Source organism: Pediococcus parvulus (assembly GCF_964063155.1).
In the GTDB taxonomy this organism is placed as follows: domain Bacteria; phylum Bacillota; class Bacilli; order Lactobacillales; family Lactobacillaceae; genus Pediococcus; species Pediococcus parvulus.
This window is the reverse complement of record NZ_OZ061292.1, coordinates 381,606-408,469: the sequence shown is the minus strand read 5'-3', so window position 1 is coordinate 408,469 and position 26,864 is coordinate 381,606. Positions and strand designations below refer to the sequence as shown.

Annotated in this window: 26 protein-coding genes and 1 tRNA gene; 6 read left to right on the top strand and 21 right to left on the bottom strand. The window is 38.4% G+C overall.

Going from position 1 to position 26,864, the window contains the following annotated elements:
* Positions 1 to 12 precede the first annotated feature (12 nt).
* Together AB3217_RS01980 and AB3217_RS01975 are read left to right on the top strand one after the other, a co-directional pair.
* A complete protein-coding gene (locus AB3217_RS01980) occupies positions 13 to 609 on the top strand; it encodes a hypothetical protein (protein WP_068806421.1) in 597 nt (198 codons plus the stop codon).
* 125 nt (positions 610 to 734) lie between these two features.
* Complete coding sequence (locus tag AB3217_RS01975) at positions 735 to 1,283, top strand: YiiX/YebB-like N1pC/P60 family cysteine hydrolase (RefSeq protein ID WP_068806423.1); 549 nt, start codon at positions 735 to 737, stop codon at positions 1,281 to 1,283.
* Positions 1,284 to 1,364: 81 nt separating this feature from the next.
* Here AB3217_RS01975 and AB3217_RS01970 read toward each other — a convergent pair whose 3' ends face one another.
* The gene (locus AB3217_RS01970) at positions 1,365 to 2,219 is read right to left on the bottom strand and encodes a hypothetical protein (protein ID WP_068806426.1); all 855 of its coding nucleotides are present in this window, start codon (positions 2,217 to 2,219) and stop codon (positions 1,365 to 1,367) included.
* A 263-nt stretch (positions 2,220 to 2,482) separates the two neighbouring features.
* Here AB3217_RS01970 and AB3217_RS01965 point away from each other — a divergent pair, with 263 nt between their 5' ends.
* Positions 2,483 to 2,701: a hypothetical protein gene (locus AB3217_RS01965; RefSeq protein WP_057783342.1), complete on the top strand. Its 219-nt coding sequence runs from the start codon at positions 2,483 to 2,485 to the stop codon at positions 2,699 to 2,701.
* Between the two features lie 196 nt (positions 2,702 to 2,897).
* Here the strand turns inward: AB3217_RS01965 and AB3217_RS01960 are convergent, their stop codons facing one another.
* From AB3217_RS01960 to AB3217_RS01935, 6 genes are all read right to left on the bottom strand, one after another.
* The gene (locus tag AB3217_RS01960; RefSeq protein WP_367365604.1) at positions 2,898 to 3,803 is read right to left on the bottom strand and encodes an alpha/beta hydrolase; all 906 of its coding nucleotides are present in this window, start codon (positions 3,801 to 3,803) and stop codon (positions 2,898 to 2,900) included.
* Between the two features lie 156 nt (positions 3,804 to 3,959).
* The gene (locus AB3217_RS01955) at positions 3,960 to 4,289 is read right to left on the bottom strand and encodes a hypothetical protein (RefSeq protein ID WP_057783347.1); all 330 of its coding nucleotides are present in this window, start codon (positions 4,287 to 4,289) and stop codon (positions 3,960 to 3,962) included.
* Positions 4,290 to 4,462: 173 nt separating this feature from the next.
* Positions 4,463 to 6,103, bottom strand: a complete 1,641-nt coding sequence (locus tag AB3217_RS01950) for a peptide ABC transporter substrate-binding protein (RefSeq protein ID WP_367365603.1) — start codon at positions 6,101 to 6,103, stop codon at positions 4,463 to 4,465.
* Positions 6,104 to 6,464: 361 nt separating this feature from the next.
* Positions 6,465 to 7,010: a hypothetical protein gene (locus AB3217_RS01945; protein ID WP_367365602.1), complete on the bottom strand. Its 546-nt coding sequence runs from the start codon at positions 7,008 to 7,010 to the stop codon at positions 6,465 to 6,467.
* 54 nt (positions 7,011 to 7,064) lie between these two features.
* On the bottom strand, positions 7,065 to 7,517 hold the full coding sequence (locus AB3217_RS01940) for a hypothetical protein (RefSeq protein WP_367365601.1): 453 nt from the start codon (positions 7,515 to 7,517) through the stop codon (positions 7,065 to 7,067).
* Positions 7,518 to 7,840: 323 nt separating this feature from the next.
* Positions 7,841 to 8,497 (bottom strand): hypothetical protein, encoded by a 657-nt coding sequence (locus AB3217_RS01935; protein ID WP_057783352.1) that lies wholly within the window; start codon positions 8,495 to 8,497, stop codon positions 7,841 to 7,843.
* Between the two features lie 414 nt (positions 8,498 to 8,911).
* Here AB3217_RS01935 and AB3217_RS01930 point away from each other — a divergent pair, with 414 nt between their 5' ends.
* Positions 8,912 to 9,985: a hypothetical protein gene (locus AB3217_RS01930; protein ID WP_260274817.1), complete on the top strand. Its 1,074-nt coding sequence runs from the start codon at positions 8,912 to 8,914 to the stop codon at positions 9,983 to 9,985.
* Positions 9,986 to 10,087: 102 nt separating this feature from the next.
* Here AB3217_RS01930 and AB3217_RS01925 read toward each other — a convergent pair whose 3' ends face one another.
* Both AB3217_RS01925 and yjeM read right to left on the bottom strand, forming a co-directional pair.
* Entirely contained in the window at positions 10,088 to 11,437 is a 1,350-nt protein-coding gene (locus AB3217_RS01925) for a M20/M25/M40 family metallo-hydrolase (RefSeq protein ID WP_068806448.1), read from the bottom strand.
* Between the two features lie 144 nt (positions 11,438 to 11,581).
* Positions 11,582 to 13,108 (bottom strand): glutamate/gamma-aminobutyrate family transporter YjeM, encoded by a 1,527-nt coding sequence (gene yjeM / locus AB3217_RS01920; protein WP_367365600.1) that lies wholly within the window; start codon positions 13,106 to 13,108, stop codon positions 11,582 to 11,584.
* A gap of 404 nt (positions 13,109 to 13,512) precedes the next feature.
* Between yjeM and AB3217_RS01915 the strand changes: the two genes are divergently transcribed.
* Positions 13,513 to 14,070, top strand: coding sequence for a hypothetical protein (locus tag AB3217_RS01915; protein ID WP_260267922.1), 558 nt, complete (start codon positions 13,513 to 13,515; stop codon positions 14,068 to 14,070).
* Positions 14,071 to 14,193: 123 nt separating this feature from the next.
* Here AB3217_RS01915 and AB3217_RS01910 read toward each other — a convergent pair whose 3' ends face one another.
* From AB3217_RS01910 to AB3217_RS01870, 9 genes are all read right to left on the bottom strand, one after another.
* On the bottom strand, positions 14,194 to 14,637 hold the full coding sequence (locus tag AB3217_RS01910) for a hypothetical protein (protein WP_068806454.1): 444 nt from the start codon (positions 14,635 to 14,637) through the stop codon (positions 14,194 to 14,196).
* Positions 14,638 to 14,837: 200 nt separating this feature from the next.
* Positions 14,838 to 14,909 (bottom strand) — tRNA-Arg (locus AB3217_RS01905).
* 109 nt (positions 14,910 to 15,018) lie between these two features.
* Complete coding sequence (locus AB3217_RS01900) at positions 15,019 to 16,140, bottom strand: glycosyltransferase (protein ID WP_260267920.1); 1,122 nt, start codon at positions 16,138 to 16,140, stop codon at positions 15,019 to 15,021.
* Positions 16,141 to 16,432: 292 nt separating this feature from the next.
* Positions 16,433 to 17,251 carry a Cof-type HAD-IIB family hydrolase gene (locus AB3217_RS01895; protein ID WP_068806459.1) on the bottom strand — a complete coding sequence of 273 codons (819 nt, stop codon included), beginning with the start codon at positions 17,249 to 17,251 and terminating at the stop codon, positions 16,433 to 16,435.
* A 37-nt stretch (positions 17,252 to 17,288) separates the two neighbouring features.
* Positions 17,289 to 17,612 carry a hypothetical protein gene (locus AB3217_RS01890; protein WP_198145819.1) on the bottom strand — a complete coding sequence of 108 codons (324 nt, stop codon included), beginning with the start codon at positions 17,610 to 17,612 and terminating at the stop codon, positions 17,289 to 17,291.
* 744 nt (positions 17,613 to 18,356) lie between these two features.
* On the bottom strand, positions 18,357 to 20,252 hold the full coding sequence (locus AB3217_RS01885; RefSeq protein ID WP_367365599.1) for an ABC transporter ATP-binding protein: 1,896 nt from the start codon (positions 20,250 to 20,252) through the stop codon (positions 18,357 to 18,359).
* Complete coding sequence (locus AB3217_RS01880) at positions 20,239 to 21,975, bottom strand: ABC transporter ATP-binding protein (RefSeq protein WP_367365598.1); 1,737 nt, start codon at positions 21,973 to 21,975, stop codon at positions 20,239 to 20,241. The genes AB3217_RS01885 and AB3217_RS01880 overlap by 14 nt, the downstream gene beginning before the upstream one ends.
* Positions 21,969 to 22,427: a MarR family winged helix-turn-helix transcriptional regulator gene (locus AB3217_RS01875; protein ID WP_057784758.1), complete on the bottom strand. Its 459-nt coding sequence runs from the start codon at positions 22,425 to 22,427 to the stop codon at positions 21,969 to 21,971. The genes AB3217_RS01880 and AB3217_RS01875 overlap by 7 nt, the downstream gene beginning before the upstream one ends.
* A 181-nt stretch (positions 22,428 to 22,608) precedes the next feature.
* On the bottom strand, positions 22,609 to 23,289 hold the full coding sequence (locus AB3217_RS01870) for a YjjG family noncanonical pyrimidine nucleotidase (protein WP_367365597.1): 681 nt from the start codon (positions 23,287 to 23,289) through the stop codon (positions 22,609 to 22,611).
* Between the two features lie 152 nt (positions 23,290 to 23,441).
* Here AB3217_RS01870 and AB3217_RS01865 point away from each other — a divergent pair, with 152 nt between their 5' ends.
* Entirely contained in the window at positions 23,442 to 23,630 is a 189-nt protein-coding gene (locus AB3217_RS01865) for an LBP_cg2779 family protein (RefSeq protein WP_367365596.1), read from the top strand.
* A gap of 298 nt (positions 23,631 to 23,928) precedes the next feature.
* On the opposite strand, the gene AB3217_RS01860 is transcribed toward AB3217_RS01865, so the two are convergent.
* The 3 genes from AB3217_RS01860 to AB3217_RS01850 are packed head-to-tail and all read right to left on the bottom strand — an operon-like array spanning position 23,929 to position 26,822.
* The gene (locus AB3217_RS01860; protein WP_057784755.1) at positions 23,929 to 24,435 is read right to left on the bottom strand and encodes an O-acetyl-ADP-ribose deacetylase; all 507 of its coding nucleotides are present in this window, start codon (positions 24,433 to 24,435) and stop codon (positions 23,929 to 23,931) included.
* Positions 24,436 to 24,447: 12 nt separating this feature from the next.
* The gene (locus AB3217_RS01855; RefSeq protein WP_068807033.1) at positions 24,448 to 25,632 is read right to left on the bottom strand and encodes a hypothetical protein; all 1,185 of its coding nucleotides are present in this window, start codon (positions 25,630 to 25,632) and stop codon (positions 24,448 to 24,450) included.
* A complete protein-coding gene (locus AB3217_RS01850) occupies positions 25,629 to 26,822 on the bottom strand; it encodes an MFS transporter (RefSeq protein WP_068807036.1) in 1,194 nt (397 codons plus the stop codon). The genes AB3217_RS01855 and AB3217_RS01850 overlap by 4 nt, the downstream gene beginning before the upstream one ends.
* Positions 26,823 to 26,864 lie beyond the last annotated feature (42 nt).

Below are 26,864 nucleotides of genomic sequence, written 5' to 3'. Positions count from 1 at the left end.
GAGGAGTTAAGAATGAAAAAAAGAAATATTAGTTTGGCTTTGCTATTAGCATTAGTCTTTGTAGTGTTGTTTCCTACTAACGCGCAAGCATCAAAATATTTAAGCGGTAACTCTTATGCTAAAGAAGCAAAAACACATGTTATTGCTAAAAAGACCGTTAAAGTTTATAAAGTAAAGACTGGCACTTATGAAGCAAAAAACATCGCCTACAACTATGGCACCATCAAACGAGGTACAGCATTTTATAGATCTGGATATTTAATGAGTACCGGGGGCTATATAGTTAAATCCGGAAAATATTACCATAATAGCCGCACTTTTTTCATTGTTCCCCAAACTAATGCTAACTGGTGCACAAAATATAGCCGTAATTTTGTAATTTGGAACAAGTCAATGAAATTATTTAACACCAAACGAAAAACTAGTAATGCTTGGATTTATTCCAAGCCTGGTGGTAAAAAGCTACATTACCTAAAGAATTATCCCAGAACAATTTGGATTGCAACTAGGCACGAAAAAATTGAAAGTGGCGCAATTTATTACTATGTACACTCCAAACATGGCAGTGCTAAAGGTTGGGTATGGCGCGGAAACGTTAAACGTATCTAGTTCTGCTTTCCACTCTGGTGACTGGCTCTGGTTCGATTCCGGTTGTGGAAATCTAAAAGATTAAATCGTTAAAAGAAAAGAATTACAATTCAACCTTACCCGCAAGAATCAACAAGGAGAACATCATGTTTAAAAATGCTGACCTACTCTTTCTACAAAGTATTCCCGATGAGCTTTCTCAGGCCATTGTAGATAGCACTGTATCTTTAACAAGTGATATTTATGATCACGTTGCGCTGGTTGAAGTAACAACTGACAACCAAATTTTCATTCTCCACACCTTGCCTTCAACTGGCAGCATCCGTGAGCCTTATTCCACTTTTAAAACTCGAAATTGGGCTCACATCGACTTGTTTCGTGCCAATCAAAAAATCAACGCGCCACAAATCATTCAACAAGCCAAACAACTTTTGAATCAACCTTATAATGCCAGCTATATTCCTGGTGAGCAAGGCTACTACTGTGCTGATTTCATATACTATGCCTTTGAAAACAACCAAATTTTCAAACTGATTCCCATGAATTTTTCTGACCAAACGACTGGGGCTGTTTTGCCCTATTGGTTAGATTATTATTCCAAACTCGCTTTATCAGTGCCAAACGATCAACCAGGACTAAACCCCAATACCATGCTTCATCAGCAAGTCCTTCATCAAATTAGTCGTCTGAAATAAAAAGAACGTCTTGGAAATAATATTCAGGAAATATAAACGAGGCCCCAACAAAAACAATTTTTGTTGGGGCCTCATTATTTGCTATTTTTCAACTTGCGCTGCAGGTTCGCCAGCCAACAACCATTCCAAACGTTTCTTTTCGTTTGCTTTCCAGGCCGCACTGCGATCAACGTCGACTGCTAATGGCTTACCAGCTTTCAATGCTGCCAATTGAGTTTCGTCAGAAGCTTGATTTAAATCATTCTTGTGACTCGTTTTGATGATTGTGCACAGCCGATTGCCATCAGAAGCTGGGCGACCATAATCATTAAACGTACCACAAACTCGAAACGCGGGCAGTTTGGAGACCAACTCTTGTGGCGTAATGTCGCGATCAAAATAATCTTTGACCATTGCCATGATTAACAGATCCATGTTGCGCTCATCAAAGGAAATATTTCGCTGGTCATCAACATTAAATACATCACGATCATACGCAAAATCTGGGGACTGTTTCATGGCATTACTCTTGGCTTCAAGCGCTGGAAAACCACTCTGCAAAATGTAATAACAATTATTATCCATGTCAGTGGCTTCTGTCAGTTGAACCGAGTTTTCTGACGAACGGTTACCGACACTCTCCAAAAATTCGGCGCCAATCGCTGTGATTTTAAACGCATCCTTGAATAATTCTTCCAACCACTCTTTTGCCTGGGTCACATCGGACAGATACTTCGATTTATCTTGCCAATATTGGTCATTTGAATAGTCTTCACCAAGTTTAAATTGCTTATATAGTTTCGACCATGAGTTAATGGTATCGATCGTTGGCACAAGGGCAACTTTAGTATAATTTGATTTTTGAACATTATTATCTAAAAAAGTTCCTGCTGCATAATTGCCATTAAATTTTAAATAATCAGCACGTTTTTTCCCAAATATTTCACTATCAGCCATATAGAATTTCCTTTCTGTTTCAGCAATGTTTATGTTTTCACGTTACCCGAAATTTAAATCGATTACAAGCGACTTATCAATATTTATCAAAAACTCACTTTTTCAAGCACAAATCGCCTAACTTTTGACCAACTGACTACCTTAGAACACTACGTCTATGTTCCCAGTTCAACAAGCTTGAAAGGGTTTACTTTTTCTGTTATTTATAATAGAATTTATGTGTCTAGGAAACAAAATTTGACATAATACAAGGAGAGAAAAATATGATTGCAATCAATTCACCACAGAAACAAGACGATATTACCAAACTTTTAACTGAATCCGATGGCGATTTCAAATACGAATTCGTTAAGAAAACAGGCATGAAGCTTGAATTTAAAGTCACCCCTGATGACTCAGCAGCTGCTGCAAAAGAAGCTAAGAGCTTAATTAAAGGTCAACCATGGGGCTCAGTTTTATTTTTCCAAGTTCTTGCTGAATAAAATTTCCGTTTATATAAAAGGAAACTAACCACTTTATTCATTAAAAATGGTCAGTTTCTTTTTTTATTCAGTAATAATCTTCAAACCTAAGTCGATAATTTTGAAAAAAGACTGCCAAACTAGCATTAATACGAATAAAAATACCCTTATTTGAGCTTAATTCACTTTCGAAATAACAGAAAAATTTCATTCTGATTTATTTTTTTACTAAGCTACGCAAGAATTCTGCCTGAGCATGGTTAGCTTTCGCCGCCACATTATCCCGCTGATTCAACTGAAAAACATGTTCCCTAGGTTCTTCTTCAGTACCATAAACCCGAAATTCATGGGTAATCCCCCGGTCAATCAAAAATTGATCAAACCGAATTCCTTCATCATGCAAAAAATCATGATTTGCGGTCATAACAAATACAGATGGGAATTTTTCGGTCACAAAATTTTCCGTATGCAGCTCCCGATCATATTTCTTTAACACTGCCGGCGTGTAATAGGCACTCATCATGCTATTTTCAGGCACCGCCCCAGCGCGTTTAATGAAATAAAAGCCACTATTCAAACAGCTACCCCGAATTTGAAGCTTGCCACTATCTGCTAAGCCTAAGGATTTTCGATAATCTTCATTTGAATACGCCGTTAAATATTGTTCGGCCAGCGTACCGCCTGCACTATCACCAATAATAAATACGTTATTCGTATCCAAATGATAGGCTTCACCGTGTTCAGAAACCCATTTGCCAATTAAAGCTGTATCTCGGAGTGCTCCTGGAAATGGGGTGTTAGGTGCCAAACGATAATTAAAGTTCACTACGCCGAAGCTTGCTCGTGCCCATCCCAAACAATAGTGTTGGTACAGTTCTTTAGATCCGTAGACATTTCCACCACCATGAACATCAATAATGACGGGCACATTTTTCTTAATTTCTTTTGGTGTGTAAACATCCAACAGGTTCTCCACACCGGCGGGACCATAGCTCAGATTGTCGTACCGCGTCACATCAGGAAATTGAGTGGGCAATCCAGCATCCCTTTTTTGATCATTTGCTCGCCATTCGTCCGTTGTTTGCTTGATTGCATTTAAAATTAATTGAGTTGATTCTGCCATTGTGAGGCTTCCCTTCAAAACTTTAATTTACTTATTGGTACACCTCATTTTAGCACCAAATTGCAGCGCTTTCACAAAACAAAAAAGCTCAATAACTTTTCTGCGTTACTTACCTATCTAGAAAAGTTAAAGAGCTTTAAATCGCCACAGAAAAGCTTATTTAATTTCAGGAGTCCCTTTTTCCACAGCTTCAATGAGGGCATCCATTTTATCAGGCTCTTCCTCACAATCAAAAATAGCACCGTGATAAATACCTCGGATTGGATCATCCACATCCATATACCGAGTACCAAACTTTTTCACGGTATATTTACCGTCCGGCTCCATCAAAAAGATTGCACAACCATCCGCTTCTTTGTACCCATCACGCGTAAATGTCACAGGAAATGTGCATTCTCTAAACTGATATTTAATGCCATCAGTACGTGGATGCGTCCGCATTTTGATTTCAGACAAAAGATTTTCAACAATTCCATCAAAAGTCATAATTTATAAACTCCCTTTTCAGTAACTACTTATCCTTTTAAAGTCTAGCACAGCCATGTGATAATACCTAAATAAATTTCTGGAAACAAAAAAATCTCCAAAAAATTCGTAACAGTCATAGTTTTTACTGTTGAAATTCAGAGATTTTTCTGTGTTTTAAATCTTAGATTAAATTATTTAACAACATAAGCACCCTTCAAGAAAGTGCCACCGTCAGTGGTTGTTGCGGCATCCTTTACCTTAGGATTATGCAAGAATGTTGAAGCTCCCTGATCAATCATGGCTACACCTTGTTGTTTCATCAAGATCTTTTCAGCCTTTACATAATCATCATAACGAGCTTGACTATTAGTTGCATCGGTTGTAATGGCAGCCTTCATATCCTTATCAAAACTCTTATTACTAAATGATCCAAAGTTATAAGGATTTCCAGTTTGTTCAAGCTGCAAAACATCCATCAAATCAAGAAAATCTGGACTCCAACCGGTCAACGCCATGTCAAACCCTTTATGACTCGACATCTTTGTGATTGCTGATTTCTTTGGCAAGGTAGTTTCTTTCACATCCGCACCTTTCAGAGTTTGATTGATTTCACTTTGCATATATTCAGCAACCTGTGAATTGGATCCTTTATCCCAGCACATCAAATTGATCGTCAATTTAGTTTTTCCAAGTTGTTTCATTCCTTTAGCCCAATACTTTTTGGCAAGCTTCTTGTTTTGAGTAACCGAATTGGCAACTGATGCATCAGTTGCAAAATCCTTGCCAGTCTTTGGATTTTCAGTCAATTTAGATGGTACAAAACCTTTAGGGGTAATAGAACCATCGGCAAGAACCTTGCTGGTAACCTGTTTACGATTCAGCACAAGCGAGATTGCTTTTCGAATATTGATATTTTGCATTGCCTTATTCTTAAAGTTGTAAACTGCATAGGACATGGAATTTGCCAGTGTTGAATAAAAATCTTTATTATTCTTTTCTTGAGTGGCTTGCTCACCTGACAAAGAAATGTCATCCAACTTCTTAACTTGATACAAATTCAATGCCGTGCTGGAATTTTGAACAACCTGCATGTTAACCGTGGTCAAATGAACAGATTTTTTATCCCAGTATTTTTTATTTTTCTTCAGTTTCCAAGTTAAATTGCTACCCGTCCACCCTTTTTGAACAAAGGGCCCATTGTAAACTGTGGTTGTACTGGAAGTCCCATAAGATTTACCATACTTTTCGACCGCCTTTTTATCCTGGGGGTAAAAAGCAGGTAGTGCCGTCATCTGTTTCAAATATGGTGCTGGTTTAACTAAAGTAACTTTGAAAGTTGTCTTGTTGATTGCTTTGACACCCAAAGTTTTGGGATTCTTTTTGCCTGCTGTAATTGCATCAGCATTCTTGATTGGCGCAAACAGAAAGGCATTTGGGGCCTTCGTTTTTGGATTAACACTTCTTTGCCAACCATAGACGAAGTTTTGTGCGGTGACGGGATCGCCATTGCTCCACTTCATCCCTTTATGTATTGTAAATGTATACGTCATGCCATCTTTGCTAACCTTTGTTTTGGTGGCCGCTTCAGCAACCAACTTACCGGCTTTATTGGGATGGTAAAGTCCTTCATTTGTATTTTCTATTTGTGTCAGTGAGGTAGAGTCATCCGCGAGGGACGGATCCATCGTTTCCACCTCAGTACTAGCCATCAAATTATAACTTTGTTTAGTCGCATAATCATGGGTTCCTGCACTTGCACTTTTACTCCCGCAGCCTGCCAACATCGTAGCGGCCACCAGAAACAAAGCTGAAACTTTCAATTTTTTATCCATACAATTCGCTCCCTTTTTTCTCGATAAATAAAAAAATGCCCGCTATACTTCTTTACGAAGCACAGCGAGCAACCTAATTATCCTCTTATGACGATACTAAAAAATTATTAGCTAAGGATTGAAGTCGCAGAACCGTGCGCTTTAATTAATAAGCTAATAATGACTAAATTACTTAAAATTGCTTTAACAAAACTGGTCATGTGACTTCACCCCCTTTCGACTTGATGATGCTTATTATAGGAGTTGTAAATTAAAAGTCAACATATTTTTTAATTTAGTTTTAATGAAGCAACTCCGACCATGCATGTACGCCTAAACTTTTTTAACATCCGCTCCTGTATAGTAGCTTCCATTAGGACGATTAATCCCAAAACTGACCAAATTTATCCACGAGCAAGGTAAAAAAGTCCCACTCCGTTTGTTTTGGCGAACTGGCTAAAGGTAAAAGCGCTGTTTCGATTAATAAGGCATCTTTCCTGACACTTGGTGAATAACGACCCACATGGTACCAGTAACGATTGTTATGTGTAAATCCTTGCAGTTGATTCACAATCAATAGACCTATCGTGGTCGAGTGAACCGCCAATTTACCTAATAAATAGTAGGCTAACGGATTGTCAGCCACAATTGCTGTAAGGTCCATAAAAGTAATCTTTTTATCAGCTGGAACGTTGGCTAGAAAGGAATCCTCATAACATTTTTTGCCTAACTCAGTATGTTTGGCTTCTAATTCTAAGAGCATTGGGTCAACAATTGCATCCAAACTAACCACTTGTTTTTTTGTGGGTTCTAGCCAGTATTCACACAAAAGTTTGGAATTCCAATTTACAATTTTCCAATCTGGTTTTTGCGTTTCAACTAATTGATCTAGATGAGTTAGTACCCTTTCGTTATTGCCGTTCCACACATCAAAACGAGTGCTAGAATCATCTGTATCATGATTGTCAGCCCCTTGTTTTTCCTACAGTTCTTCATTAAGTTGCTTTATATTCTCCGTAAACGCAGGATCACTAGTTTGGATATCAAGTTCTACACTGGTTTCAATGGTAACTGCCGCCATAAACTGTTGTTCCAATTCACTTAAATTTTGAGTAGTTACCCATTTCACAATTAAATATAAGCTGACACTTTTTAACACAAAGCTGGCGTCAAAATAGGCATGTCTGTATTTTAAAAATAAATACGCTTGATGCCATTGTGCTTGCGTTAAATTTGGGAAATCGGTTTGAATCAAGCGCATGATTTCTCGACGCCCTCTTAAACTGCCATGATCCGGAATCAAATCAACTTGAAAATCTTTTTTGAAAAAATTTTCAACAACATTGTTCATGGCTATCGTTAAGTCAGGTTTGTTTTCAACTTTTGTCATAAATATGGAGGGATCACCCTTGAACCGTGTTTGTCTTCGTGTCATGAAAAGTTTCCTCATTTCTTTTTGACTGTGTTCATTTACTTTTTTATGTAGCCAACCATCATACCACTTATGTGTGCGCTTAAACACATAATTAGTCATTTCATTCGAAATTTATCTTGCACTTAGCTAAATACGCCAAAATCATATTTTTAATTTAAAATACTCAAAAATCACTAACAGACAATGCTTCACTCCAATTAACGTTGCATTCTGTTTCAAACATCCAATGTTTTATTCAAATTATGCGCACAAAAAAAGTAGCATCCGCAAAGACACTACCATCATTCTTTTAACATAACGTCATTTTATTCTCAATGCCGTTTCTAGCCATTATAGAATTCGTCAACCCTTTGTTCCATTAACCAATCCGGGACATTGGCAATTTGCGCGGCAGTATGGCCGATGATGTTCAACCGGGCATACGGAAATAGTGCCCCAGCGTTGCGTTCCCCAACCTCATTAAGGAGATCCCGATTATAGGTAGTTGCGAAGTCAATATCTCTTTCCAACAAATCATTAGGTAACAACAACTTAGCAGCTATTTTTTCATCAGTCCATTTGTTTAAGGCACCTTGATTTTGCGAGAAGTCGGGCACATATTCAGCGTCACCAAGAATATAGTTTGCCATGCCTTTTGCTGCATACCAAGCTTTATCCTGGATACTGGCATGGCGCGCGGAAACGATGAGCACATCGATATCACTTTTTTTCGTGCGATATAACTTAAAGTCAGTTCGCAGTTCACTACTATAGTCTAATCGAAGCCCCAGCGATGATGCCAAATCTATCAAATTAACAGCCGTAAATCGATTTTCTTGAATATAGTGACCAATATAGTCTGCCATAATCGGAAAGTCACGGATAATTTCCCAATACATATACTTTCCATATTCAGGTTCCAATTTCTGATGATTTGAAGCAGGTTCCTCGTCTTGTTCATTTTCCAGATCATCGTTTTGGATCAATTTATCTTCACTCATCGCAATTATCTCCTTAGATTGATGTGGCTTGGCTTGACAACATCATTATGTTATCACTGTACTGTGCCATAATATGGCAATCTGAGATGAGAAAGAAAAAAAGATTTGATAATTTTTGATTCACACAAATTTATTTTAAAAATATCTGTTTTCTATTGAAAAAGATCAAATTATTTTAGTTATATATCTTCATCGCCAAATTATGTCGTTGGCATTATGTATAATAACCGCGTACTGTAAATAGAGCTTCACTTAGTACCACACATTTGCTGATAACATCAAGAAAGGAGAAAGACATGCCTTGCACAGGCATGAGAAAACTAAAGTAACAAACTTGGTTACATATTAATTTACGAGCTCTATCATAACATTCAAAAAAAACTAAATTAGCGATTTGATTGGAGGATACAAAATATGAAAACAAATGCTGAAATAGCTAAAGAAATAGATAATATTCAAGTAACTTTAGGCAATGATGAAGGTAGAAAACCACACATGCATGAAATTTCTTCCTTTCTAACTTATAAGAAAGTCACTGTGGACGATAAGTTGTTAACTTCTGCACGGCTCCTTTCTGATTTTCCGAAGGATGATTTGGTGCCAACACCAACAAATCTTTTAACACATTACAAGTTGAAAGTAACGGATCTAGATTTTGATGAATCCTTTACAGACTTTAGTGAGGAAAAAGGAAAATCAGAATTTAATAACAGCGCAATGTTTATCGGACTTAATATTTCTAATACTGCAAATTCTCAAGAGCTAGCAGATCAAAAAGATGATTGGTATATGTTTCACACAGATGAAACAATTAAAAAAAAGAACAGCAAATCACCTAAATTGGACAGCAACATGGTATACAACTTTGTTGAATCCCACTTTGATGACAGTTTTGATGGCTGTTACATAACGGATATTATCAAAGATACTATCGACAGTAATAGTGCCAACATAAAACAAAATTTCTTCATATCCACTCCTAGTAGAAGAAAAAAAGAATACATGTCCAGTAACGACTGGAAAGTGCTAAGTGAAGCTGAAAAATTAGAATATATATCATCAAAGATAGGTAGATATAATTTGATGCATTCAAATATTACAAAAATGGCAGAGACATTATTTAAGACTGATCAAAACAAAAAAGCATCGAAGAAAAATAATTCAGGCCATTTCGATTCATTAGAAGAAGCCGAATCTCAAGTTAAAAAGAATCGAGCTAAATTTATCGAATGTGCTAATATATTTATTCAAGAATGCAATATTATTAAGCCAAAACATTTAGTCGTTTATGGTGAGGATACTGAGTGGGCATTGCTTAGAATGTTAGATATTGATGCGGTACGACAAAACAGAAAAATTGTTGATCTTATTGAAAACCACATTGAAATTAAACATTATTCTGGCGTATATAGCATCGCAAATGCAATTAAAGAAGGTCAGCGGTTATTACATGCTGTTAACCATAATCAATCGGCAATAGCATTTTAACTTAACCATCTCGATAAATAAAAGGAAGCCATCAAGCAATTTTGATTATGGCTTCCTTTTGTTATTTGATCAATTTTTAGTACCTAAACAAAACTAACTTTGTTACTTAAACATTCTATCCGCCAGTTCATACGAAATCCGAATTCCATCAACAAAATCCTTCTTCGTCATGTTTTCATTAGGCGCATGATTATGCTGATCGTAATTAGCGTACGGGATGGTTACTACCGGCACTTTGAGAATATCGGTCCAAACATAATTAGGCACAGTGCCCGCCATGACAGGTTCCACAACAACAGATCCAGTTGCTTGTTCCACAATTGACGTAAAAGTGGTGATCAGACTTTTAGATAAATCAGAAGTGCTCGGCGGAATCGAACCTAGGTAGTTTATTGAAACTTCCTTATTTTGTATTTCATTCGCAAGAACATCCTCAAGGCCCTTTTTAAGGGTTTCAATATTTTGATGCCCAACTAGACGACAATCAATTTTAACGGTGGCTTGATGCGGAATAATGGTTTTAAGGCCCTTTCCTGTATATCCGCTCTCAATGCCCGCAATATTAAACGTTGGTCGATACATTAAGCGTTCGTAAAACTCAATTTTATCAGGAATTGTGCTCAATCCGAGTTGCGCACAAATTTGTTTCTTATCGTATGGTAGCTTGTCCAATAAATCTAACTTAATTTCATTTTTTATCGGAACACCCTGATAGAAATTAGGAATCAGAACTTTTTTCGTATCAAAATCATACAGCCTCCTCAATACTTCAATGAGTTTAATTGCAGCACTCGTCATAATATTACCGGCATTCCCTGAATGATTATCATTCTGACCGGTATGCGCAGTCAGTTCAAACCCAAACAACCCGCGATTCCCTAATCGTACCACGTGCTCGCCATCTTGATTGATCGATCCATCAACCACTACCGCCAACTCAACCTGTTTCAGTAATGAGTCCCGCAGTTTTGCAACTGTTGACCCTAAGTTCACACTGCCACGTTCTTCTTCACCTTCCACCAAAAATGTGATGTTGAACGGCAACTCACCATGGAGTTGCTTGTAGATATAGATGCCTAGAATCTGAGCCATCAACTGTCCTTTGTTATCACCAACACCACGGCCAAAATATCTACCGTCTTTCAAAATCAGTTTAAACGGATCCGTATCCCACAAACTGCGGTCACCGCCAGGCATCGTATCATAATGACCATAAAGGAGCACCGTTCGATCAGTCGTCCCTTTGATTTGGGCAACGAGCGATGGTAATCCGGCTGTTTCAATGACACTTACTTGGGCGTCCAGTAATCTTTCAAAAATTCGTTTTAAGAAATTAATACAATTTGTCATGTCGTCATCTTCATTACTTACCGATCGCGTTTCCACAAATTCAGTCAACAATTTTTCAAATTCCGAATAATGGCGATCTATAAATTCGATTTCTTCACTCATTGTGGTTCCTCTCGCTTTCAAATACTAATCCTACTGACTACCATATTAGTCTTTTTAATCTGGAATGTGTCACTCATATTTATTCTCTAACTATTAAAATCAAGTAACCTCAAAAAAAGCATTGGCTCAGCACCAATGCTTTTCTCAATCAATATCGTCAATATGAGGAACGTTAATCTTTCGTTGTTTTACAGACACTTCATAAAAAATCCAAGCAACCAGCGCGAAGAAAATCGGTCCAATAACTGTCCAAAATGCGGTGTAATAATCATGAATTGAAAGTGGCTCAATTACCGTAAATATAATTCCCAACAAAATTACCAGCCACGTCACAATCGTTATTGTCCACGTCATAGCCTTTGTTTTGAAGAAAACAAAGGGTCGCTCTAAGTCCGTGCGTTTTTTAAAGAACGGAAAAGCGCCGACTAAAAACAAGTACGGCACAGCCGAGGAAATGTTTTCCATATCCTGCAAAACCGTGTAAAAGGACTGTGCATTGCTGCCCCCAAAGGAAACGGCAAACACAATCACCGCCACAATAATAGCTTGAAGCCACATCGAATACGCAGGAGCGCCAAATTTATTTAATTTGGTCATTTTTTTGGGCCAAAATTTAGCCGGCGAGCCCATAATGAAGGATTTTAAAGGTGAATAAACCAAAACGAAAAACGCACCCATATCGGACAAGAACTCTTCAATACCAATAACCCGCGCAAACCAGTTTCCCAAATTAACACTGGCGGCTACTGATAAATGTAAAGTTTTCCCAATTGACACACCTAAGTTATTCATTAAAACATATAACACGTTGCCTAAATCACTCGTTTTATTACCAAGAACGACGTGCCAGTTTGCACTCACACCCCACAGAAAGATGCCTAGGGAATAAGCTATCAACATAATAATGGTCGAAATGATCATCGCGCGTGGAAAGGTTTTGGATGAATTTTTCACATTATCCACAACTCCACCCATAGTTTCCATGCCACCATAGGCGAAAATTGCGTATACAATAAACGACATAATTGCAATTGGCGAACCAAATTGCCCGTTTGGTGAATGAATAATGGACCGTGCCGTAAATGGTTCTGCTAAATGTCCACTTTGAACAGCCAATAAAACTAAACTAATCAGTAAAAATAGCGCGGTGATGGTTAACGTAATAATTCCGCCAAACGCTGCAAATCGCGCAATCTGATTAATTCCATGCGTTGAGAAAAATGTCACGGCAAACATAAACATAATCGCGATAAGACCGATCGTTTCCACACTATTCAATCCTAAAAAGTGCCAAGATTGGGTCGTGTCATATCCTGTGAACATTGTCGCAAACGGAATCCAGATCTTGGATGATTCCGAAACCAACCAAACGATCCACCCGGATAACCAAATGAACGTCCCAATAAATGCCAGTTCTTCTCCAATTGAACCTGCCAACCACGAATAAATTCCACCATGGGCTTCTTTAAAACTAGCGCCATATTCGGCAAACATCATTACACTAGGAAGAAAAAATAAAATCGCCCCCAAAACGTACCACAGAATGGCGCCATACCCCATTTGATCGTATGCAACCGTAGTATTTGAAATTCCATAAATGGAGGTAAACACCATAAGAATTAAGCCAACCAGCCCAATTTTATGCTGCTTTGTGTTCTCCAACTCTTCCAAAACAAATCCTTCTCTCTAAAATAGAAATACTTGACTATTTTAGCACTTTTTTCTGTAATATATGCAGTTTTTCAAATAACAATCACTAATTTAAGCTTTTATTCATTATTTAATGAATAAATACACAAGTTTATTCAAAATTTACTTTTTCAATGTTCATGAATACGTTTTACAACAGTACCAAAAGTCTTTTCTTTTTCTAACACTAGATCGTATAATGAAGAACTAAGAACGTTTCTTAAGTTACTGTTCTTGGTGAATTTTAACACGCTGAATTTGAATCAAGAATCTTCTCATAAAAACACGACAACGTTATATAAAAACATTTGAAAATCACCTTAATAAGGTGAAAAGTCAGTTATAATCAGGTTATCAGCTCTAGTTTAGGAGGTGCACTAGTACTCATGAAACGACGAGGTTCCCGCTCCAACAATACACATCGTAGAAAAATAATTCTTAAATTTACACTTTGGCTATCAATTGCGTTGCTGTTTGTTGCCACAATGGCCTTTGTTTATATTCGTCATGTAAACTCCGAACCACCAGCTAATAATCTAACCTTGAGTGCCGCTAGCTCCCGAAAAGAAAAACGTGCCGAATCCGCATCAATTGCCAAGTTTGAATCTAGCCTTAGTGCTAAAGACAGATCTAACGCTCAGTCTTCCTCAATTTTCCGTGCTCGTAGTTCCATCAGTAAAGCTAAAGAATCGTTAGCACGTGAAAAAGCAGCCAACAGAAAAATGGCTGCTTCGTTGAAACGTGCACAGGCAAAATCCGCTAAAGATGCTAGTTCGGTGGCAAGAGCTGCCAAACAAAACTCAACGAATGCAGAAAAAGTTTCCAGCGAATCTGCCAAAGCAAGTTCTAACCCACAAAGTAAGGCTAGTTCAAGTTCAAAACCTAGTAGTAGTTCCAGTAGCCAATCAAAAAGTTCTTCGGTGCAAACTAGTTCACAGGATTAATATATTTTAAATTGAAATCAAATAAGAAATTAAATATTCATTTTAACAAAAAAAGCATGGTAAGCTGTAGTAGTTTTGCCATACTTTTTAAACACTCATTCATTTTACTGCCAGTGACACCTACTATTTTTGGTGCTCATTCATTTCCACTAAGTCTTTAACGATATCAAACATTAAAATTATCGGACCAAGCAAAGCATATCCAATTCTAATAAAGAAGTTGACCGTCATATCAAAATTAGTATCCCACAATGCCAGTCTTTGGGTGCTTAAATTGTGTTGCACATTTGCATAACTGTTATCTCCCCATTTGTCTTTTCTATGATATTTTGCATGTTCCTGTTGGGTAATTCTGGCACCAAGTTGTAAAAACGATAGGTTGCTTAATGACCAAATTTTTCTTTTTACTATATAAAACTGACAGATCCATGACAAAAAAAGCCAAATGTTGTAGAAATTAAGTCTTACATTGAGATGATTTGTATTGTCAATATTGAAAAAAGCAATTAAAAACAACATGATTATCGATTGCTCAATAACTTTATGTATGTATGATTTGTTTTGCATAGGCTGACTCCTTACAGTGTTTAAGTAGTACAAACAATTAGAAAATGGTTAGTAATTTAATTCTTATTTAACCATTATAATTAAAAATTCTCTTAAGTAAACTGTAATTATCATTTTTGCCGGAAAATGTTCTTCAATTTTAGTTAAAAAACAAAAAAATACAGGTTTTCACCTGTATTAAAGTACCTCTATATTAATGATGCGTCAGGGGGGAATCGAACCCCCATCATGAGGACCGAAATCTCATGTGCTATCCATTACACTACCGACGCCTATAGTGTAATTCTAATGAACTTGAGTTCAAATTTCAACCTAAAATTTTGGCATCAACTATTTGGTGATAGCACATTCCTCCGGCCACTTCATTTATTAAGTTTTTTTCTACTGAGCAAGTTGTTGTCCACCCTTGTGTGGCCGTTGCATCCCCTTCAATAACCGTAACCACTGATTTGTGATTTTTTTCAACTCAAAATCTCGTGCTCGCTTCAATGATAACTTGGCATACTTTTGTCGTTCTTCCACACTATCTAATAATGGTTTGATGGCCTGATAAAAATCTGGCAAGCAATGATTAGACAACAATACTCCATATTTACCATTTGCCAAATATTCTTCAGCACCAGTATTGTACATCGAAACAACTGGTAAACCATAACTCATTGCCTCTCCAATCACCAATGGTAATCCTTCCCAACGTGAAGTCATTACAAAAATAGATGAATTTTGATAATTTTCGGTCAACTCTCGATTGTTTAAATGTCCTCGATAAATTATTTTATCAGCAACGTCATGTTTTTGAATTAATTCTTTAAATTTTTCCATGTCATCTGGTTTCCCACCACCCGCGATTGAAAGCATCCAATTATCTGGCAGATCTTTTGCTAATTCTAACAACAAATCGATCCCCTTTTGTTGAATATCAATCCGTCCAGTAAAGTTAATCACATGATTCTCCAAATTTGCTTTACCAGCAGACTTTAAAGTCAACGGATTATGAATCTTGATTGTCTGGGCGTTGAATTGCTTGAATCCTTTTAAATCATGTTCAGTTAGCGTCACCACTAAATCAGCAGCTCTTAATCCGCTACAAAATTCCTTTTTCATTTGCGCATAATAATTGTTCAGATAAGTATCCGCATTATTATGCATCCACGTAATCACCCGGACGTCTGGTACTCGTCGTTTAATTTCAGGTGTAAAACTAGTTAACAATCCGGCCGTAAATAGGGCAACATCGTAATCGCCTTCAGCTAAAACTGTTGCTAAATCTCTAATTTGTTGTTTAAACTTCTGCAATGGCTTTTCACCACGAAAACTCTTGCCTCCTGAATCTATAGGGTGCTTTGCCACAATTAGTGGCGCATTTAAATCAAAATAAGGTTTGATATCAGCCAACGTATAATAGTTAATTTCAACCCGATTTGCCAATTCATTAGCTACGACTGTTGTTGCTCTTTTCAGGCCATCCATTAAATAATTTTCCGTACATACTAAAATTTTCATCGACATCCCTCTTCACCTTTTTATTTCACTTACTGACTGTGCTTATGAAAATGAGCCATCCATCAACCGGACAGCCCGCTAAATATATTAACTGTACAGTAACATGGCCTTTACTTCTTTTTCAAACTTTTTGCTTATCAATTCTATAATAAATATATGTACTTCTGTTCATTATCAATATTTTATGCGAAATCTGAACAAATTAAAGGCAAAACCCATTGTTCTACACAAAAAGCTTCGCACCAAATTCTAAAATTAATTTGGCACAAAGCTTTTATTTACACTTTTATAGTTAAAGTTGATCTGTCAAAACACGATCAATCATGTCCAACACACCACTATGATTATTATCAAGTGGTGTCACAAGCGATGTCACAGCCTTCGCTTCCGGAGCCGCATTTTTCATAGCATACCCATACTTGGCATCCTGTAACATTGCGGCATCATTTTGGTTATCGCCAAACGCCATTGTTTCTGCCATTGACACATTCCAAATGCGTTGCAGTTGTTCCAATCCATATGCTTTCGTGACGTGTGGCTTGATAATATCGATGCCGCTGTAGCCACTCATCACTTCTGCCAATTGATCACCAAACTCACCCACTAGTGTAGCGTGTTTATCCCGTACATCCCCAACACCAGGCCAGTTCACATCGACTTTATAAATTTCATCATCTACATCCGTCAAACGATCACTGTGGGTCAACATTTCATAAAAATACCGTGTGCGACCCCAAGTTTCTGTCGAGTTCGTCACATTAGTATACGCACCTTTTTGACCTGACAACACAATCACTCCGTTCGCCAAAACGGGCTTGCTGGCCATGCTTGCAACCACCGACTGCCACAATTCTGGCTCAATCGGACTCGAGTCTAGCACTTGGTCATTTTCAACAACCAACCCGCCGTCTTCAACCACGTAGGTCAAATCCCCATTGATGCCATCCATCACGCGCAAACAATGTTGATATTGATTACCACTGGAAACGACAAAGTGAATACCTCGGTGATTCATTTCATCCAGTTGTTCTTGAAACCGTTGGCGATCAAACTCGTGCTGATCATCCAAAAACGTACCATCGATGTCACTCGCAATTAATTTTATTGTCATCTGAAACTCCTTAGCTTATTTAAAATTTTGAAGCTAACTAACGCTGATTAATCACACGATGAATTTCCGTATCCAAATAGATTAACATCTTATTAGCGTCTTGACGAAAATCGGCATCAAATGAGGCTCCTTGAGATTTGATGTCGCCAATTGGTTTTTGAATGACATCAAAAATTGTAATTGTATCGTCGTTTAACTTGCAAGAATAGTAATGACCTTCTAGTTGTTCGTCTAGTAGAGACTGGGCATTATCCTGAATCGCTTCAAAAACAACTTGCTTCTCGTCGCTTTTATGTCCTAACTCTTCTAGTTCTGCAATTTTCACTTTTACTTCGGTCATATTTTGAGGAATTTGAATCATTTTAGTTCGCTCTTCTTTCATTTGAATGCATTAAAAATACCCCTTCATTCTATCATGATCGGGGTATTAATTACGACTATTTATCTTACTAAAGGTTGAAAGTATCAAAATTATTATATCAGTGTGTTGATTGCAAAGATTAGACTTGGTCTGGAAGCAAATGGGCTCAGTAGTGTCGTTTATCTTAGCGGGTTTCGCTTAGATAAAGGCCGCGCTTGGAGACGTGGCTTGCGGCTCCAAGTCGTGCCAACTATTCCGCCTAGTAATGATGATTTTCGTTTCGAAAATCTTTCTTGCTCCTGTCGATGTCGATTCTTGTGACAAGCTCGGCCGCAAGAACTCGCACTATTCCGCCTAGTAATGATGATTTTCGTTCCGAAAATCTTTCTTGCTCCTGTCGATGTCGATTCTTGTGGCAAGCTCGGCCGCAAGAACTCGCACTATTCCGCCTAGTAATGATGATTTTCGTTCCGAAAATCTTTCTTTCTCCTGTCGATGTCGATTCTTGTGGCAAGCTCGGCCGCAAGAACTCGCGCTATTCCGCCTAGTAATGATGATTTTCGTTCCGAAAATCTTTCTTGCTCCTGTCGATGTCGATTCTTGTGGCAAGCTCGGCCGCAAGAACTCGCACTACGTTCCAAGCCCAAATTTGCTGGAAGACGGCATTTTATTTAATTTTGTTGCCATGAACATTTTCATATCAAGCAACAAGATAAGTTTTTGTAGTTTTAACCTTTAGTTATCTTACTCTAAAATTGTTTTCCCGGTGTAAAGCTCATAATACTCACCTTTATTTTGCATCAAAGCTTCGTGATTTCCTTCTTCAATAATTCGACCATCTTCAATGACTAAAATATCATCGGAATTGTGAATCGTGGACAAGCGATGGGCAATCACAAACGTGGTTCGTCCGTGCATCAAATTATCCATACCGGATTGAACAAGCGCTTCCGTTCGAGTATCAATACTTGAGGTTGCTTCATCCATAATCATCGTTGGCGGATCGGCAATCGCAGCCCGGGCAATCGACAAGAGTTGGCGTTGACCTTGTGACAAATCAGATCCCGAACCATCAATGATGGTGTCATACCCCTTGGGCAAATTACGGATAAAACTATCGGCATTGGCCAACTTGGCGGCCGCCACAACCTCTTCATTCGTTGCGTCTAACCGTCCGTAACGAATATTATCGCGAATTGACGCAGTAAACAGGTTGGTATCTTGTAAAACAATTCCCATGGATAACCGCAAACTCGCTTTTTGAATCTGTTTGATATCGATGCCGTCATAAATGATTTGACCACTAGAAATATCATAAAAACGATTCAGCATATTAGTGATGGTGGTCTTGCCGGCACCTGTAGCACCAACAAAAGCCATCTTTTCGCCAGGTTTGGCATCTAGTGAAATATGATGCAACACTGTTTTCTTTCCATCATAACTAAAGCTGACATCTTTAAACTCAATGTGGCCCTTAACGGGAGTTAATTTTACGCTCCCATCAGTTTCAACTGTCTTCCATGCCCATTTATCGGTTCGGTCACTCGTTTCGGTCAAATTATGTTGCGCATCTTCCTGAACATATACCAGCGTTGTGTTTCCAGAATCCTGTTCAACTGGTTCATCAAACAACTGAAACATTCGTTGTGCACCAGCGAGGCCCATAATGATTGAATTTAATTGCATGGTAATTTGCGCAATTGGTTGACTGAAAGAGCGACTCAACTGTACAAAGGCTGCAATTTCACCTAATGTAATTGGCGTCACATGGTTGACCGCAAAATAGCCACCAACTACGGCAATCAAGACGTACAAAATATTTCCAACGTTTCCCATGATTGGAAACAGCATTGTTGATAGTCCATTGGCCATGCTGGCATCCTGCCGCAAATCTTCGTTTCGGGTATCAAACCCCGCTTTGGACTGATCCTCATGAGAGAATACTTTGATGACTTTTTGGCCATTCAACATTTCTTCAATATAGCCGTCAATATTTCCCAAAGCCGTTTGTTGCTTACGGAAGTACTCGCTACTTTTTGAACTTAACTTTCGCACAATAAAAATACTCAGCGCAAAAACCAATAAACTGATGATAGTCAAGGTGGGGCTCAAGGTGATCATAGCCGTTAACGTAAACACCATGTTAAAAATTGCATTAATAAACATGGGAAAACTTTGTTCAACCATTTGCCGCAACGTATCAACATCATTTGTGTAACGACTCATGACATCTCCGTAGTCGTTTGAATCAAAATAACTCAACGGTAGTTCTTGCATGTGAGTAAACATTTCGTCTCGAATCCGTTTTTGCAATTTTTGACCTGTCATGATCATCAGTTGTGAATATAGTAAGGTTCCAATAACACCCAATAAGTAGATCGCGCCCATCAAAATAATCATGTGGAATAAGGGGGTAAAATTAGGATGCGCAACCTTCAGTAATGGCGTGATGTAATCATCGATTAACCGCTGAATAAACAGCGTTCCCACAACCGACGCACCGGCAGAAACAATCACAGAGAAGAAAGCAATAAACAACGCAAAGTGACTTTTCTGCATAATGTATTTCAACAAACGCCATAAAATTTGCCAAGCCGAACCATTCAATTTAGCTCTGCCAGCAACTCTAGTTCTTTGCATGCGATTCTCCTCCTTTGATTTGTGAATTGTAAATATCTTGATAAACCGGATCGGATTCCATTAATTCGTCATGCGTCCCAACGGCTTCAATCTTCCCATCGTTTAACACAACAATACGATCGGCCCCTTGCACAGATGAAATTCGCTGCGCAATGATTAATTTGGTCATGTCTGGTAATTCATCGTGGAAGGCTTCTTGAATCAAACTATCTGTGTGCGTATCAACCGCACTGGTCGAATCATCCAAAATCAAGATTTTAGGTTTTTTCAACAGGGCCCGCGCAATTGTCAGGCGTTGTTTTTGACCACCAGAAACGTTGCTCCCGCCCTGTTCAATGTACGTATCATAGCCATCTGGTAAGCTCTGAATAAAGTCATCAGCTTGAGCCAACTTAGCAGCTTTGATCAACTGAGCATTCGTAGCGTGCTCATCGCCCCAGCGTAAGTTGTCTGCAATACTGCCAGAAAAAAGCACATTTTGTTGAAGCACCATGGAAACATTATCTCGCAACGTCCGAATGTCGTAATCTCGTACATCGCAGTTGCCAACACGAACCGTTCCTTGATTAACATCATACAACCGAGGGATGAGTTGTACCAAAGTACTCTTACCACTCCCAGTTTCACCAATAATACCAATGGTTTCACCAGGTTTGATGTGTAAATTAATATCTGTTAAGCGGTTAACATGATCATCGGCATACGCAAAATTAACGTGGTCGAACTCAATTGCACCATTTTTGACAGTGGTGACTGGTTCTTTTGGATTGGTTAACGTACTCTTGTAGGTTAACACTTCATCAATCCGTTGTGCCGACGCCAAAGAAATCGTCATTTGGTTAAACACGTTAGATAAAATATTTAAGCTCATTAAAACGGACATCGCATAGGCGATTAAACTGACTAATTGGCCCGTTTGCATTGAGCCGGCGACAATGCGTTTTGCCCCAAACCACGCCAAAAACAGTAAGGTGCCATACATTACAAACTGCATAATCGGACTGTTTAACTGAAGGATGCGTTCTGCTTTACTAAACACCTCATAAATTCGAGCGGAAGCATTTGCTGCTTTCTTATCTTCTGTCTCCGCACGATTATAGGTTTTCACAACGCGAATGCCTCGCAAATTTTCTCGAACAACTCGGTTTAACCCGTCATAGCGTTGATAAACTTTTCTAAACAACGGACGGCCAATCGCAATAATTATGGTCAACCCAATTGCCATTAATGGTACAGAGACGACAAATACCATTGCCATTTCGGAATCAACCGTAAACGCCATCGTAATCGAGAAAATCAACATGAGGGGTGCTCTTGCAGCCGCTCGAATCAACATCTGGAACGCCTGTTGAATATTCATGATATCCGTTGTCAAACGCACTACAATACTTGAAGTGGAGAAGTGATCCACATCTTCAAATGAAAAATCTTGAATATGGTGATACAAGTCATGTCGCAAGTTTTTGGCAAATCCGGCGCTAGCTTTACTAGAATACCAACTTGCCCCAGCTCCACCAGCCAAAGAAACAAAAGTGCCAATTAACATGAAGCCACCCAATTTTTCGATGTAACCCAAGTTCCCTGGGATAATGCCGTTATCAATCATCTTGGACATTAAATATGGAATAAAGGTCTCGATAAACGTTTCAATTGCAACCAAGACAGGTGAAATCCAAGCGTATTTTTTAAATTCTCTGACTGAATGTCCCAGTCGTTTTAACATGATTTACCACTTCCTATTTTTTCTTCACTTAAATTGGCAATCATTTGTTTAGTTACTTTTTGCCAAACCTCAATATCTGCCGCCGAAACATTCTGCAATAGCTTATCTTCGAAATCATACGAACCTTGGATAACACTTTTACGTAGTTTGAGAGCCCTAGGAGTGAGAACGATCTGTTTTAAACGTGCGTCCCCTTCTACTGATTCACGTGTAATATATTGCTTGTCCTCAAGCTTTTTCAACAAACTAGTCACTGAAGAACGGCGAATACTGAAATTTTTTTCAACATCGCGTTGATAAATCTCTCGTTTTCCTGCATTCCACAACAAATAATGCAGAATACCGCCTTGCTTTCCCGTAATGTCATTGTTTAAAAATGCCTCGCTAAATCGCCGCGATGACATGTTTGCCAAAACATGTAATTGATGGTTAACACCTAAATGATTCTCCATAGTTTTCCTCTTGTTTTATATTGTTAGAATTCTAACAATATACGATAACACTTACTAAAAATTCATGCAATCATTTGAACTATTCAGTTAGTTCATAAAGAAAATGAAAAAAAGCCACTCATTTCATGAGTGACTGCTTAAATACTAGTTATAATTTAAAATGCTGCCAAAAAATCTATCACTAAACGATTTCCTTTAAATCCAGTAAATCATCAATTTGATATGTAGGACTTACAGTTGAATGATTAGGTTGCAATGCCGGGTTAAACCATACAGAATCAATTCCTGCGTTTGTACCGCCTTGAATATCCGATGTTAAAGAATCGCCAATAATTAGTGAATTTTTGGGCGTAAATCCCGCGATGGCTTTAGCTACAAAATCGAAAAACTCAATTCGTGGTTTTTGATACCCCACTTCTTCAGATACAAAAATATGTTTAAAATAATTCACCAAGCCAGAATCATTTAAGCGTTGTTGTTGCACTGTTGCAATTCCGTTTGAAACGATAAATAAATTAAATTGATCCTTTAAACTATTGAGAAGCTCAATTGCATGTGGTTCTAATTGATGCCCCTGTGTTAAGAAGTCACGATAAATTCGTTCGTATCTGATACCATCGACTTCTTCATTGTAGTGTGCAAAAAGTTTGGTAAATCTTGTATTGACTAAGGTTTGGCGGTCCAGTTGACCGAGTTCAAACCGTTGCCACATTTTCTCGTTCAAAACGCGAAAATAATTGACGACATCATCAGTTAAAGGATGTTGAATTTCCTTGAATAATCCTTTAAGCGCTTGATCTTCAGCCGCTTTAAAATCTAGTAATGTGTCGTCCACATCAAATAATAGATTTTGATATTTCATGCTTCTCACCTCAATCCCTCTTGAAATGCATTATAACAAATTCATGCCCAATTTGACGAATTTCTTTGAAAAAACCGACAATTCACGTTCTTTTTATCCTCAACTATGGTACATTAAATGTAAAGGAACCAACCACACGAGGAGGATTTGTAATGAATGATTTAACTAAATTAGCTGAAGAAATTGTCGGTTATCAGAAGAAACATGATTTAACAGATGCAGACGTAGCGTTTGGGACTCATTTATCCGTGGAAAAGATTCACAATATCAAAATAAATTCATATAAACCAACAGCTGATGATATTCAGCGTATTAATAATTATATGAGAAACAACAAGTAGTGAACGGAGCAGAACGGTAGTCATAAAACTCTAAGGTAATGGAGGTGGGATCGCAATCCCGCTGGAATTAGGCTTAGAGTTTTTATGACCATTCTGCGGAGTTGTCCTCAGATAGTGAACGAAGCAGAATGGTAGTCATAAAACTCTAAGGGTAATGGAGGTAGGATCGCAATCCGCTGGAATTATGCTTAGAGTTTTTATGACTGTTCTGCGGAGTTGTCCTCAAAAAAGCCAGCAATGCCAGTCACCTCAATGTTATACATTTTTGAGGACTGCATTCCTAGCTTTTTTAATTTACCTAATTATTCTTACCAGCCGCCAGATACGCCTGATAAGTTCCATCGTCAAAGCACACCATCGTCACATTTTTAACAAATACAGCTGTTTTCAAAAACGCCAAAATCGTCGAAGTGGCAATTTCTGCACCATCACCCAACGGAAAGCGATAAACGCCAGTACTAATTGAAGGAAAAGCTACACTTTCACACTGATGATCTTCAGCCAGCCGTAAACTGTTTAAATAGCTATTGTGCAATAACTCCGCTTCGTGATGGCTTCCACCATGCCAAATTGGTCCTGGTGTATGAATCACAAACTTAGCGGGTAGTTTAAAGCCAGGCGTAATTTTTGCCTCGCCAGTTTGACACCCATTCAACGCGCGACAGGCTTCCAGTAACTGTGGCCCGGCCGCCCGATGAATTGCGCCATCAACACCCCCACCGCCTAGTAACGTTGTATTGGCGGCATTCACGATTGCGTCAACGTGCATCTTAGTTATATCCCCGCGAATCACTTTGAACGTCATTTACTCACCTTCTTACAAAATTCCCTTGTCTCGTAAATGATTCTCTAATAAAACAGCATTCAAAAAATCGAATGAAAGTTCATCGACATCTTCTATAGTAACTTCTACGCCAGTTTGATCCACATACAAATCTGGATCAATCACATGAAATCGGAAAGTTTCTTCACCGAGTTCAGTAATATATCCCATTTCGCGAGCACCGGTTATTAGAGTAATGCTTAAAACTCTTGAAAATGTTTCGGCTTGTTTAATTATGGCAAGAAACAAATCATCCGTGGCATCAAATAACCGTTCTTCATTTAAAACAGGCTGGACAAACGTTTGATGCTCCTTTTGATACTGAACAAATGCATTAATAACTTGTAAGTAATCTGATGTCAACGTAATACTGGCAATTGTGTCCATTCGAATCAACGAATAGCCACCAAACTGTCCCGCCATGTCTACTAAATTGCAAAGAACCTCTTCTTCATTAACTGAATTGACAGTCCCCACAAAAAAGTTGCTTGATTTAGTTTCATCGTTAATTGTAATGAGTGTTTGCTTTTTTTCTGCCGTTTTTAACACTTTGTAAAAACTGGATTCATCCGTAATGGTCAAACGTGATTCCGGATCTTGTGCAGCAATCTTAGGCCACATGGCCGATTCAACCGCTAATTCACGCCCAGAAAACTCAACAATTTCCGCTTCTGTATATTTAATAGTGGCATCTACTCGGTGCATCAAATTAAATTTATCCACCAATGTCATTTCAAAATCATTTTCACGGACAGCAGCCACTGTGCCTTCTTGATAGTTCTGTAAATCACTTCTCGTGAGAACCAAGAATTCCCGACTATTGAATGCCGCCTCAACAACTTGTTTAATTAAATCACTTGTTTGGTCAAATTCCGGAATCTGATCGGTAATCGTGATTAAATGATCAGCTTCGGCAATCTGGATTGTTTCCATCATATTATCCAGATCTGGACTGTCATATTCAACGTTATCAATTGCATCAAACTGAATGTAAACCGCACCATCAGCCTGGCCTGTATCATCAAAAGTGTTGAGAATAACGCCGTCTGCCCCGATGCTATTTACAAATCCGGTATAAAACGTTTCTTGAGCCTTTGGAAAAACATTTGCCAAGCGTTGATCACTTTTGGCAAATTCCAAATCATATAAAATCGAATCCACTTCGCCACCCTCTTTCATTCTGGTGTTCTTCCCATTAAGTATACGACCAATAAACCGAAAAGTACTAGTCCACCGAGCACAAAAAAAGTGCCATGGTTAAACCAATCCGATATAAAGCCAAACACAAATGAGCCGAACGGATGCATGCTATCAAAGCACAAGAACCAAATCGAAAATACCCGTCCTAAATAGGCAACCTCTGTGACGTTTTGAACAATCGTCATCATGCGGATCCCCATCCGAGCTGTGTAAAATCCGTAAACTAACGCCACTGCCAACAACAACGCGTAGTTTACCCAAATTCCCGTGATGATTAATCCCATTCCTAAGATAAAAGCATCCTGATAATTATTTTTAATTTTAGGTTTTTGTTTATTTAAAACTAATGAAAGGCCGCCCAACATGCCGCCAATTGCAACCAGCGTCAAAACATAACTGTATAGCCGTTCATCTCCGTTGTAATAGTGATCAACATCATAGGGCAGCAGCAAGGTAAACCCAGCGTACATTGCTGCTAAAATGGCGTCAAAGATAATCAAACGAAACACGTCCCGATTATGACGCACATAATTTAAGCCTTTCGCCAAACTATCCAAAATCGGCATGGTTTCTTTGGTATGGTCCATCTCTGGGGTATACCTTAACGCCCACGTAAACACGAATGATAATAGAAAGGACAGTGCATTGATAAACAGAAACGACCTGAAATTAATCCAGTTTAACGTCAACAAAAAGCCACCAAATAAGGGTGCCACAATATCAGCTAACGTAAGTCCCGTATTGGACCACGAATTAAATATAGATAATTTATCATGCCGAATAATCTCTGGAATAATGGCCTTAGCGGCAGGAAAATTGAATGCCAAACCAATATCAATCACGCAGGTAAGTAAAACAAGCTGATAAAAAACGGGTTCGTTGACGTCCATAATTGCTGCCATGACTAAACACGCAAAAAAGCTCACCGCATCAGCAATCAGCATAATTAGCTTGCGATTATATTTATCAACCATTGGTCCTGCAAACAAATCACCGGCCACCAAAATAATACCACCAATTCCTTGCACAATTCCTAACAGAGAAGCGTGTCCAGTTGCCTTCACAATGAACCAGTTGAGCCCAAAAATAAACAGTGCATCGCCTAATCGAGACACAAACGGACTAAAAAATAATGGCCAACTAAATTCCTGTTTAAATCGCTCTTCCATCCAGACCCACCTCCCCAGTAGTAAGTCACTCCATTCTACAAG